Origin of the sequence: Bacillus sp. AFS029637, from assembly GCF_002584985.1 — a bacterium.
In the GTDB taxonomy this organism is placed as follows: Bacteria; Bacillota; Bacilli; order Bacillales; family Bacillaceae_G; genus Bacillus_A.
This window is the reverse complement of record NZ_NUPZ01000040.1, coordinates 297,345-309,035: the sequence shown is the minus strand read 5'-3', so window position 1 is coordinate 309,035 and position 11,691 is coordinate 297,345. Positions and strand designations below refer to the sequence as shown.

Genomic DNA, 11,691 nt, shown 5'->3' with positions numbered 1-11,691 from the left:
AGGGTTTCCAAACACTCTGGAAAAGGACAATACCATGAAGGTATTGTCCTTTTTCTTATATCTCCATAATGATTGGTAAAATCATTGGGCGACGTTTCGTTTTCTCATATAGGAATGGTGCCAATGTGTCTGTAATTTCATTTTTAATTTCAGACCATTGTGTTGTTTTACGTTCCATTACTTTTTCTAAATGAGTTGTAATTAATGTTTGAGCGTCGTTGATTAAATCACTACTTTCACGCATATAAACGAAACCGCGTGAAATGATATCAGGTCCTGCTGCAACTTTGAACTCTTTCATATCAATGCTTACAACTACAATAACAAGTCCTTCTTCAGAAAGGATACGACGATCGCGTAATACGATATTACCGATATCTCCAATACCATTTCCGTCGATATAAACAGAGCCAGATGGTATTTTACCAGCTACGCTTGCTTCATCTGAACGCAAGGCAAGAACATCTCCATTATCCATGATGAAACAGTTCTCCTCTGGAATACCACAATCATTTGCTAATTTCATATGCATACGTTGCATACGATATTCACCATGAATTGGCATGAAATACTTCGGTTTAATCAGGCGTAGCATTAGTTTTTGCTCTTCTTGTCCGCCATGTCCACTCGTATGAATGTTTGATAGCTTGCCATGGACTACATTAGCACCAGCGCGATACAACATGTTAATTGTACGGCTTACACTAATTGTATTACCAGGGATTGGTGAAGAAGAGAAAACAACTGTGTCGCCAGGAATGATTTGAATTTGACGATGTGTACCATTAGCAATACGTGAAAGTGCTGCCATTGGCTCACCTTGACTACCTGTACATAAAATAACAACTTTATTAGCTGGTAGTCGGTTTAATTGAGCTGTATCTATAAATGTATCTTTCGGACAGCGAATATAACCGAGATTTTGTCCGATTTCAATCGCTGCTTCCATACTGCGACCGAATACAGCCACTTTACGATTGTTTTCAACAGCTGCTTCAACAACTTGTTGCAAGCGATGGATATTTGATGCAAAGGTTGCAAAGATGATACGACCTTCTACTTTGCGGAAAATATCTTGAATACTATCACCAACACGGCGCTCAGACATAGTAAAGTTTGGAACTTCACTATTTGTACTGTCAGATAAGAGACAAAGTACACCGTCTTTTCCGATTTCCGCCATTTTTGTTAAGTCCGCAGGTTCGCCGACTGGTGTGAAATCAAATTTGAAATCACCAGTATGAACAACTTGTCCTTGAGGTGTTTTCACAACAACTCCGTATGAATCTGGGATACTGTGAGTTGTACGGAAGAAGGAAACAGATGTCTTTTTAAATTTAATAACATCGTCTTCTTGAATTTCATAAAGTTTTGCTTTACGAAGTAATCCGTGCTCTTCTAATTTGTTTTTGATTAGTGCAATTGCTAATTTTCCGCCATAAATCGGAATGTTCACTTGACGTAATAAGTAAGGAATTCCACCGATATGATCTTCGTGACCATGTGTAATGAATAATCCTTTGATTTTATCTTCGTTTCGCACAAAATAAGTGTAATCTGGTATTACATAATCGATTCCGAGGAGTTCGTCTTCTGGAAACTTAATTCCAGCATCAATAATAATAATTTCATCTTGAAATTGAACAGCATATGTATTTTTACCGATTTCACCAAGTCCACCTAAAGCAAAAACGGCAGCTTGATCATTCTTTAGAAATTTCATATGACTATACGATTTCCGCTAATGTTAAATCAGCGTTTTCTTTTTCATATTCAAGATGAGCACCAGTAACAGACTGAACGAACTCGATATTATATGCGAACTTATTTAATTTTTTACGAACATCCTTTTCAGACGTAGCCTCTAAATATAAAACTTTTGTATTTTCACGTACTGGAACCTCAGTCAGTTTTTCTTGATAAAATACTTTAAAAATCATTTGGAAAACCTCTCCTTGTCTATGTTTTGCATTATCTGTTACTTATTATAAAGCAAACAGTCACGATTTTCATGTTTTTTCGAATGAGAATGAAGAAAAAGCCCGAAATGGGCACAATTTAAGCGATTGTCTTTTTGCGGACTAGATCATTTAAATAACGCTTGAGCTTTTTCTTCAGCTTCTTCAGCATGATTACTCCTTCCTTCCCTTATTTTAAACATGCATATTACTAGTAAAAACTCCGTCTCTGATATAAGAAAGAAGACAAAAGTGAATTGTGAATCTTGTCCTTTCTCATACAGTGAAAGGTGTTCTATAGTAACGATTAGTAGCCGCTAGTTATAGGTATAGTATGAGAAAAAATAGAAAAGAAAATTCATACGAACAAGTATCACATTTTTACTAATATATATATGCAGGTTTGATTAATAAGGTTAGAAAGTGAACGCTTTCTTCACAGATGTTTAATATGTTATACTTTTTTTTGGAATTTGAAAAGCGATAATCAAAATAGGAGTATAGAGTGCTAGAAAGGATTTTGGCAAATGAATGATAAAATTGTCTTTTTTGATATTGATGGAACATTATTAGATCACGATAAGAAAATACCACAATCTACACGAGATGCAGTAAGACATTTACAAGAAAAAGGTGTGCATGTAGCAATTGCGACAGGGCGTGCGCCATTTATGTTTGAAGATATTCGTAAGGAACTTAATATACATAATTATGTCAGCTTTAATGGTCAGTATGTTGTATTTGAAGATGAGGTAATATTTAACAATCCGTTACATGCAGCTGCCTTGCATAAGTTTACTCAGTTTGCAAAACAAGAAGGGTATCCACTCGTATATCTTGATCATCAAGAGATGAGAGCGTCAGTGGAATATCATGATTATGTGAAAGAAGGGTTCGGAAGTTTAAACTTCGAGCATCCAGCATATGAACCTGATTTTTATGAGAAACGTAATATTTATCAAACACTTCTTTTCTGCGAAGTAAATGAAGAGGAAAAGTTTATTAATCAGTACCCAGATTTTCATTTTATTCGTTGGCATGCGTATTCAATGGATATTATTCCAAATGGTGGTTCTAAGGCGAAAGGGATTGAGAAATTCATTGAGAAATTAGGGTTTAACCGTGAACAAGTGTATGCATTTGGCGATGGATTAAATGATTTAGAAATGATTGAAGCAGTCGGGACAGGTATTGTGATGGGGAATGGTCATGAAGATTTGAAAAAACTTGCGAATTATGTGACAAAGGATGTTAGTGAAGACGGTATATATCATGGGTTAAAATGGGCTGGATTGTTATAAGTTAGTGTGGAACCCATTTCATATAATTAAAAAGGCGGAAGTTAACCTTCCGCCTTTTTATCCTGCTATTTGCGGGATAATAATTAGAGGGGATGGATACTTCCCTCTAATTATTATCGCTCCAGAGGTTTGGACTCATCAGGAGCGGAAAATGGATTTTCTTTATTAATATGATCATAGAACATAATACCGTTTAAATGGTCGATTTCATGCTGGAATACGATTGCTGGCAACCCTTTTAAACGTAACTTAACTTCTTCTCCGTTAATAGATGTTGCTTTCACTGTAATCCTTGTGTAACGAGGGACATAACCTGGTACATCGCGGTCTACGGAAAGACAGCCTTCACCATTTGGTAAATATGTACGTTCAACAGAATGACTAATGATTTTTGGATTAAATAATGCATGACTATATAACGTACCATTCGTATCAGTTACATGAACAGCAATCATCTTCTTTGAAATCCCGATTTGCGGAGCAGCTAATCCGATTCCAGGGCGTAGACTATATTTTTCAGCCATTTCAGGGTCTTGGCTATTTATTACAAATTCAATCATTTCTTTAAGGGTATTTGTATCTTCTTCACTCGCTGGTATGGTTACCTCTTCTGCAACATTGCGCAAAATAGGATCTCCTTCGCGAATGACATCATTCATTGTAAGCATATGTAATCTCTCCTTTCTTCTTTAGTCTACCAAAGGAGATGAAAAAAGTCATCGCCAAGTGAGGGGATGACTTTGGAAATCGTTTTACTATAGGTGAGTTATGTATGTGATAAAAAGAAAAGACGGCAAAGCCGTCTGTTTCTTTCCATAGTTGTTTCATTTTACATTAGCGAATGCAAGCAGCACCGACAATAATTAAAAGAATAAACAACACAACGATTAAGGCGAAGCCGCGTCCAGACCCGCCACAAGAACCGCCATAACCGTAGGAAGGATATGAACAAGTTGGATAGCAATATGAGTATCCGTACATGAGATGACCTCCTTTATCATTTCCCGCTAATACTGCGGTTATTATAATGTATGGAGGGAAGAGTAGAAATGTATAGGTATTTACCTATAAAAGGAAGAAGAGTTTGTATATTTTTGTTAAAAAGAGAGAAAAACTAAAGAGGATTAAATCGTTTACATATTATTCTAAGAGAAAAAACAAGTTAAAAAGGGAATAATATAACAGTAGGTTAATGCTTACTAATACAGATGTGAAAATAAAAACACGTATGCTTAGAAGAAACCTACATGTTATTTATAAAAAAAACGTAACCAAAGTAATTGACATCGTAATTAGAATAGTTGTAAACTAAAAAACGTGATCAAGATTGTATTAATATGTTTTTGAAAAAACATTAGTACAGATTGTTAGGTACACAAAATTATTCTCAACCGACAGATAAATTTGTTGGTTTACATTGTTGCGTTTTCGGTTTAGCTAATGAAAGCGTTTCAGAATATGGTTCAAGAGAGGAAGAGGTGAACGGAATGGGTACTAAAACAAAAAAGACCCTATTTAATGTTGATGAGCAAATGAAAGCTATCGCAGCTCAATTTGAAACATTACAAATTTTAAATGAAAAAGGCGAAGTTGTGAATGAAGCAGCTATGCCTGAATTATCTGATGATCAATTAAAAGAATTAATGCGCCGTATGGTGTATACTCGCGTACTAGATCAACGTTCTATTTCTTTAAACCGTCAAGGACGTTTAGGTTTCTACGCACCAACAGCTGGACAAGAGGCTTCTCAGTTAGCAAGTCATTTCGCACTTGAAGCAGAAGATTTCATCTTACCAGGATATCGTGATGTGCCACAATTAGTATGGCACGGTTTACCATTATACCAAGCATTCTTATTCTCTCGTGGACATTTCATGGGTAACCAAATGCCTGAGAATGTAAATGCACTTGCTCCACAAATCATTATCGGTGCGCAAATCATCCAAACTGCTGGTGTTGCGTTAGGTATGAAATTACGTGGTAAAAAATCTGTTGCAATTACTTACACTGGTGACGGTGGTGCTTCACAAGGTGACTTCTACGAAGGTATGAACTTTGCGGGTGCATTCAAAGCTCCAGCAATCTTCGTTGTACAAAACAACCGTTATGCAATTTCTACTCCAGTAGAAAAGCAATCTGCAGCTAAAACTGTAGCTCAAAAAGCAGTAGCAGCAGGTATTTACGGAATTCAAGTAGACGGTATGGATCCATTAGCTGTATACGCAGCAACTGCTTTCGCTCGTGAGCGCGCAGTAAATGGTGAAGGTCCTACTTTAATCGAGACTTTAACATTCCGTTACGGTCCACATACAATGGCTGGTGATGACCCAACTCGTTACCGTACAAAAGATATCGAAAACGAATGGGAACAAAAAGATCCAATCGTACGTTTCCGTGCTTTCTTAGAAAACAAAGGCCTATGGTCTCAAGAAGTTGAAGAGAAAGTAATCGAAGAAGCGAAAGAAGATATTAAACAAGCAATCGCTAAGGCTGACCAAGCTCCAAAACAAAAAGTTACTGATTTAATGGAAATCATGTACGAAAAAATGCCTTACAACTTAGCTGAACAATATGAAATTTACAAAGAAAAGGAGTCGAAGTAAGCCATGGCTCAAATGACAATGATTCAAGCAATCACTGATGCTTTACGCGTTGAAATGAAAAATGATCCTAACGTACTTGTGTTTGGTGAAGACGTTGGTGTAAACGGCGGTGTATTCCGTGCTACTGAAGGTTTACAAGCTGAATTCGGTGAAGACCGTGTAATGGATACTCCACTTGCAGAGTCTGGTATTGGTGGACTTGCAGTTGGACTTGCACTTGAAGGATTCCGTCCAGTTCCTGAAATCCAATTCTTCGGTTTCGTTTATGAAGTAATGGATTCAATCTCTGGTCAATTAGCTCGTATGCGTTACCGTTCTGGTGGACGTTGGACTGCTCCAGTAACAGTTCGTTCTCCATTCGGTGGTGGTGTTCATACTCCTGAACTACATGCGGATAGCTTAGAAGGATTAGTGGCTCAACAACCTGGTCTAAAAGTTGTTATTCCATCTACTCCATACGATGCAAAAGGTCTTTTAATCTCTGCGATTCGTGACAACGATCCAGTTATCTACTTAGAGCATATGAAATTGTACCGTTCATTCCGTCAAGATGTACCAGAAGGCGACTACACAATTGATTTAGGCAAAGCTGATATCAAGCGTGAAGGTACAGACGTATCTGTTATCGCTTACGGTGCTATGGTACACGCTGCATTAAAAGCTGCTGAAGAACTTGAAAAAGAAGGTATCTCTTTAGAGGTTGTTGACTTACGTACAGTTCAACCATTAGATATCGAAACAATCATCGCTTCTGTTGAAAAAACAGGCCGCGTAGTTGTAGTTCAAGAAGCTCAAAAACAAGCTGGTATTGCAGCAAACGTTGTAGCGGAAATTAACGACCGTGCAATCTTAAACTTAGAAGCTCCAGTTGTACGTGTTGCAGCTGCTGATACAGTATTCCCATTCTCTCAAGCTGAGAGCGTATGGTTACCAAACCACAAAGATATTGTTGAAGCTGTTAACAAAGTAATGAACTTCTAATTTTTAGCTTTTCATGTGCAAAAGAAATCAGCACATGCTGGTTTCTTTTGTACATATTCTATAATAATGAAATGAATCAGGGGGCTGAATTCCGTGGCATTTGAATTTAAACTACCAGATATCGGTGAAGGTATCCACGAAGGTGAAATCGTAAAATGGTTTATTAAACCAGGCGATGAAGTAAATGAAGACGATGTACTTCTTGAAGTACAAAATGATAAAGCAGTAGTAGAAATCCCTTCTCCTGTTAAAGGTAAAGTACTTGAAGTACTTGTAGAAGAAGGAACAGTTGCAATTGTAGGAGATACATTAATTAAATTTGATGCTCCTGGATACGAAAACCTTAAATTTAAAGGTGACGACCATGATGCAGCTCCAAAAGCTGAAGAAGCAGCAGTAGAAGCTCCAGCAGCGGAAGCTACTCCAGCAGCAACTGCAGAAGTAGTAAATGAGCGCGTAATCGCTATGCCATCTGTTCGTAAATATGCTCGTGAAAAAGGTGTAGACATCCATAAAGTAGCTGGTTCTGGTAAGAACGGCCGCGTTGTGAAAGCTGACATCGATGCATTTGCAAATGGTGGACAAACAGTAGCAGCAACTGAGGCTCCAGCAGCAGTAGAAGCTACTCCAGCAGCAGCAAAAGAAGAAGCACCAAAAGCACAACCAATCCCAGCTGGTGAATATCCAGAAACTCGTGAGAAAATGAGTGGTATCCGTAAAGCGATTGCGAAAGCAATGGTTAACTCTAAACATACAGCTCCTCACGTAACATTAATGGATGAAGTTGATGTAACTGAGCTTGTTGCTCACCGTAAGAAGTTCAAAGCAGTAGCAGCTGACAAAGGTATTAAATTAACTTACCTTCCATACGTTGTAAAAGCTTTAACATCTGCATTACGTGAATTCCCAATGTTGAATACTGCTTTAGACGATGCTTCTCAAGAAATCGTTCACAAACATTACTTCAACATCGGTATCGCAGCTGATACAGACAAAGGTCTATTAGTGCCAGTTGTTAAAGATACAGATCGCAAGTCTATCTTCACTATTTCTAACGAGATCAATGATCTTGCTGGTAAAGCACGTGAAGGTCGTCTAGCTCCTGCTGAAATGAAAGGTGCTTCTTGCACAATTACAAACATTGGTTCTGCAGGTGGACAATGGTTCACTCCAGTTATCAACCACCCAGAAGTAGCAATCCTTGGTATCGGCCGTATCGCTGAAAAACCAGTTGTGAAAAACGGTGAGATTGTTGCAGCTCCAGTATTAGCATTATCTTTAAGCTTTGACCATCGTTTAATTGACGGCGCAACTGCTCAAAAAGCATTAAACCAAATTAAACGTCTATTGAATGACCCACAATTATTAGTAATGGAGGCGTAATAACAATGGTAGTAGGAGATTTCCCAATTGAATTAGATACAGTCGTTGTTGGTGCAGGTCCTGGTGGATACGTTGCGGCAATTCGTGCAGCACAATTAGGTCAAAAGGTAGCAATCATCGAAAAAGCTAACCTTGGTGGCGTATGCTTAAACGTTGGATGTATTCCTTCAAAAGCGTTAATCAATGCAGGTCATCGTTATGAGAATGCAATGCATTCTGATGACATGGGTATCACTGCAGAGAACGTAAAAGTTGACTTTACAAAAGTTCAAGAATGGAAAAACGGCGTAGTTAAGAAATTAACTGGCGGTGTTGAAGGCCTTCTTAAAGGTAACAAAGTTGAAATCATTCGCGGTGAAGCTTACTTCGTAGATGCTAACACATTACGCGTAATGACTGAAGATGCAGCTCAAACTTACACGTTTAAAAATGCTGTTCTTGCAACTGGTTCTACACCAATCGAAATTCCAGGATTCAAATACTCTAAACGTGTTATCAACTCTACAGGCGCTTTAAGCTTACCTGAAATTCCTAAAAAACTTGTTGTAATCGGCGGCGGTTACATCGGTATGGAATTAGGTACTGCATATGCTAACTTCGGTACAGAAGTTACTGTAGTAGAAGCTGGCGACGAAATACTAGCTGGTTTCGAAAAAGCTATGAGCTCTGTTGTTAAACGTGCTCTTCAAAAGAAAGGTAACGTAAACATCCATACAAAAGCTATGGCTAAAGGCGTTGAAGAAACAGAAACTGGCGTAAAAGTTAGCTTCGAAGTTAACGGTGAAATCCAAACTGTAGATGCAGATTACGTATTAGTAACTGTAGGTCGTCGTCCAAATACTCAAGAAATCGGTCTTGAGCAAGTTGGAGTTAAAATGACTGACCGCGGCATCATCGAAATCGATGAGCAATGCCGTACAAACGTATCAAACATCTATGCAATCGGTGATATCGTTCCTGGACCACCATTAGCTCACAAAGCTTCTTACGAAGGTAAAGTAGCTGTTGAAGCAATTAGTGGCCATGCATCAGCAATCGATTACATCGGAATTCCTGCAGTATGCTTCACTGATCCAGAATTAGCATCTGTTGGTTACACTAAGAAACAAGCAGAAGAAGCAGGAATGACTGTAGCTGTATCTAAGTTCCCATTCGCTGCAAACGGTCGTGCGTTATCATTAAACAGCACTGACGGTTTCCTACAACTTGTAACACGTAAAGAAGATGGTCTTCTTGTAGGTGCTCAAGTTGCAGGTGCAGGTGCTTCTGATATTATCTCTGAGATTGGTTTAGCTATCGAAGCTGGAATGACAGCTGAAGATATCGCTCAAACAATCCATGCTCACCCAACATTAGGTGAAATCACAATGGAAGCAGCTGAAGTTGCTCTTGGAATGCCAATTCACATTGTAAAATAAATAATGAAAAAAGCGTCTCTTAAATTTTAGAGACGCTTTTTTATTTGCCGAAAAACTTGGATTAATAAATGCTATTTGCTTGAATTCTTGTATGAATAAAGGATAAGTCGCATTTACATAAGAATTTGTAATAATGACAACATACAGTTTGTTTTGCATATAAATAGTTATGAGCCTAAAAAATACTAGAAGAATAGAGAATAAAAGTTTTAAATAATTGATACACATAGAAGCATGTTTTGAAATATAGAGAGGATCAGGCTGAATTATATAATAGAAGGGATATATGAGGAGGTAACGCTATGAAAACTACGCTAGTTTCATTTTTACATCTAGTTTTATGGAGTGGATTTTCAGCAGTGTTATTATTGTCAAGTCGTGATAAACTTCATTATAAAATTTTTCTTTTTCTCATATTTGTTTACTTAGCGTATGTGATAGCGTATTTCATACTAAGTGCAAGGAGAAAAGCAATATTTCTTACTTGCACAAATAGTATGGTTTTTCTCATCATTTATTTTTGTTTTTAAATTAACGTTTGTAGAAATACATTGTTCTTCCATTAAATAATTGTAACTCTCCTTCTAACTTCTTCGCTAGAAAACGACTAAATTCATTTGCTTTTCCTTTATCTCCAAATGTCGCTGTAGTAGGTAAAGAAATTTGAATGAAAGATTGCTCTTTTTCTATTCCGATTCCTACATAAATCGAATCATATCGATCGTGACTTGATTGGAGTTTTAACGTTGTCTTTGATGTATCCAATATTTCATAAGGAAAAGCTGTATTTGTATAATCATAATTAATTTGCTCACCAGTCCTGGAAGTGACGGTTTTATAGTTGTGAAAAAGGTGTTTTACATCTTCTATTGAAACAGATTGTTGATTGGAATTAGGTACAAGCGTAATAAAGGCATGTTGCATATAAGTTCCCCCTAATTTAGTAGAATACTATCATTCTACATCCTACTGAATTTTTTGACAATTAAAAGGAGTATTACTTTTTTTGTTTAATATAGTATGAGTAGGAAAGGTGATCTAGAAAGGTGGAAACCGATGTTTGAAAAATTGTATGATGAGCATGAAAGTGTGAAGGTACGATTTTTAGGGTTTATGACACATGATACGCGCTATGATTTTGGGGTTATTTATACAAATATGTTTTTTGGAAAACCGCTCATTGTTTGTATGCAGACGGGAAGGTCTACTTTGCTTGGACAAGATGATGTGGAGAATGTTCAATATATGCAGGAAATTTTCAAGTTAGGGTCGGAAGAGGAAGCAATGGAGTTAGCTCAGTTTTTCAAATTTCTTGTGCCATCTACTTCTTTACATGCGGAGTATGAAGAATAATTAACGAGAAACAGTCGTACGTATGAATACGGCTGTTTTTTGTATGAATATCGCATACTAATTAAATTTTAAAATATTTAATGTGTTATACTAAAAACCTATTGACGTAAAAAGTATAACATATTAAAATAAAGACAGAAAGTTAAGCGGTTACAAAAGTTTTTGGGATTATAAACTTAGGGGGAAATGGAAAATGGGAACGATCGTATGTCAAGATTGTGAAGGTACAATTGCACACTTTGAGGATGAGAAAGTAACGGTACTTTACGGGAAATGTGGATCTTGCGGATGTGATCACACAGAGCATACAAAAGCCCAATAATTGATAGGAAATGGACAGCTAAAAGTTTTTAGGACCATAAACTTAGGGGGAAATGAAAAATGGGAACAATCGTATGTCAAGTATGCGAAGGAACAATCGCGCATTTTGAAGATGAGAAAACAACAGTGCTTTACGGGAAATGTGGAACAAATTGTGACTGTGCTAGTAGAGATAACGCGAAAGCTTAATGATAAATAAGTAGATTACTATTAGAACTCAGGGGGAAATGAAAAATGGGAACAATCGTATGCCAAGTATGTGAAGGAACAATCGCACATTTTGAAGATGAAAAAACAACAGTACTATATGGGAAATGTGGATCGCATTGCGAATGTAACCATAAAGAACATACAAAAGCTTAATAATAAGAAA

15 protein-coding genes are annotated in these 11,691 nt (G+C 37.2%); 10 read left to right on the top strand and 5 right to left on the bottom strand.

Annotation, left to right across the window (positions count from 1 at the left end; translation table 11 throughout):
* Positions 1-55: 55 nt before the first annotated feature.
* Positions 56-1,723 (bottom strand): ribonuclease J1, encoded by a 1,668-nt coding sequence (rnjA, locus tag COE49_RS22450; protein WP_088230223.1) that lies wholly within the window; start codon positions 1,721-1,723, stop codon positions 56-58.
* 4 nt (positions 1,724-1,727) lie between these two features.
* Positions 1,728-1,940: a DNA-dependent RNA polymerase subunit epsilon gene (locus tag COE49_RS22445; protein ID WP_016080445.1), complete on the bottom strand. Its 213-nt coding sequence runs from the start codon at positions 1,938-1,940 to the stop codon at positions 1,728-1,730.
* 545 nt (positions 1,941-2,485) lie between these two features.
* Between COE49_RS22445 and COE49_RS22435 the strand changes: the two genes are divergently transcribed.
* Positions 2,486-3,259, top strand: coding sequence for a Cof-type HAD-IIB family hydrolase (locus COE49_RS22435; protein ID WP_088230222.1), 774 nt, complete (start codon positions 2,486-2,488; stop codon positions 3,257-3,259).
* A 113-nt stretch (positions 3,260-3,372) separates the two neighbouring features.
* Here COE49_RS22435 and def read toward each other — a convergent pair whose 3' ends face one another.
* Together def and COE49_RS22425 are read right to left on the bottom strand one after the other, a co-directional pair.
* Positions 3,373-3,927: a peptide deformylase gene (def, locus tag COE49_RS22430; RefSeq protein WP_088230221.1), complete on the bottom strand. Its 555-nt coding sequence runs from the start codon at positions 3,925-3,927 to the stop codon at positions 3,373-3,375.
* 166 nt (positions 3,928-4,093) lie between these two features.
* Positions 4,094-4,240, bottom strand: coding sequence for a YjcZ family sporulation protein (locus tag COE49_RS22425; protein ID WP_000274562.1), 147 nt, complete (start codon positions 4,238-4,240; stop codon positions 4,094-4,096).
* A gap of 506 nt (positions 4,241-4,746) precedes the next feature.
* On the opposite strand from COE49_RS22425, the gene pdhA reads away from it, so the two are divergent.
* The 5 genes from pdhA to COE49_RS22400 all read left to right on the top strand — a co-directional run bounded on the left by pdhA (position 4,747) and on the right by COE49_RS22400 (position 10,174).
* Positions 4,747-5,862, top strand: coding sequence for a pyruvate dehydrogenase E1 component subunit alpha (pdhA, locus tag COE49_RS22420; protein WP_000536893.1), 1,116 nt, complete (start codon positions 4,747-4,749; stop codon positions 5,860-5,862).
* Positions 5,863-5,865: 3 nt separating this feature from the next.
* The gene (pdhB, locus tag COE49_RS22415) at positions 5,866-6,843 is read left to right on the top strand and encodes a pyruvate dehydrogenase complex E1 component subunit beta (protein WP_000068165.1); all 978 of its coding nucleotides are present in this window, start codon (positions 5,866-5,868) and stop codon (positions 6,841-6,843) included.
* A gap of 93 nt (positions 6,844-6,936) precedes the next feature.
* Positions 6,937-8,226 (top strand): pyruvate dehydrogenase complex dihydrolipoyllysine-residue acetyltransferase, encoded by a 1,290-nt coding sequence (pdhC, locus tag COE49_RS22410; RefSeq protein WP_088230220.1) that lies wholly within the window; start codon positions 6,937-6,939, stop codon positions 8,224-8,226.
* 5 nt (positions 8,227-8,231) lie between these two features.
* A complete protein-coding gene (lpdA, locus tag COE49_RS22405) occupies positions 8,232-9,644 on the top strand; it encodes a dihydrolipoyl dehydrogenase (RefSeq protein WP_088230219.1) in 1,413 nt (470 codons plus the stop codon).
* 302 nt (positions 9,645-9,946) lie between these two features.
* Positions 9,947-10,174 (top strand): hypothetical protein, encoded by a 228-nt coding sequence (locus COE49_RS22400; protein ID WP_000858996.1) that lies wholly within the window; start codon positions 9,947-9,949, stop codon positions 10,172-10,174.
* Position 10,175: 1 nt separating this feature from the next.
* Here the strand turns inward: COE49_RS22400 and COE49_RS22395 are convergent, their stop codons facing one another.
* Entirely contained in the window at positions 10,176-10,568 is a 393-nt protein-coding gene (locus COE49_RS22395) for a DUF1885 family protein (protein WP_088230218.1), read from the bottom strand.
* A 132-nt stretch (positions 10,569-10,700) separates the two neighbouring features.
* Here COE49_RS22395 and COE49_RS22390 point away from each other — a divergent pair, with 132 nt between their 5' ends.
* From COE49_RS22390 to COE49_RS22375, 4 genes are all read left to right on the top strand, one after another.
* Entirely contained in the window at positions 10,701-10,997 is a 297-nt protein-coding gene (locus COE49_RS22390; protein WP_000462035.1) for a DUF3055 domain-containing protein, read from the top strand.
* Between the two features lie 193 nt (positions 10,998-11,190).
* Entirely contained in the window at positions 11,191-11,319 is a 129-nt protein-coding gene (locus COE49_RS22385; RefSeq protein WP_000536778.1) for a GapA-binding peptide SR1P, read from the top strand.
* Positions 11,320-11,378: 59 nt separating this feature from the next.
* Positions 11,379-11,507, top strand: a complete 129-nt coding sequence (locus COE49_RS22380) for a GapA-binding peptide SR1P (RefSeq protein WP_000536789.1) — start codon at positions 11,379-11,381, stop codon at positions 11,505-11,507.
* Positions 11,508-11,552: 45 nt separating this feature from the next.
* Positions 11,553-11,681 carry a GapA-binding peptide SR1P gene (locus COE49_RS22375; RefSeq protein WP_088230217.1) on the top strand — a complete coding sequence of 43 codons (129 nt, stop codon included), beginning with the start codon at positions 11,553-11,555 and terminating at the stop codon, positions 11,679-11,681.
* The last annotated feature ends 10 nt before the right edge of the window (positions 11,682-11,691 follow it).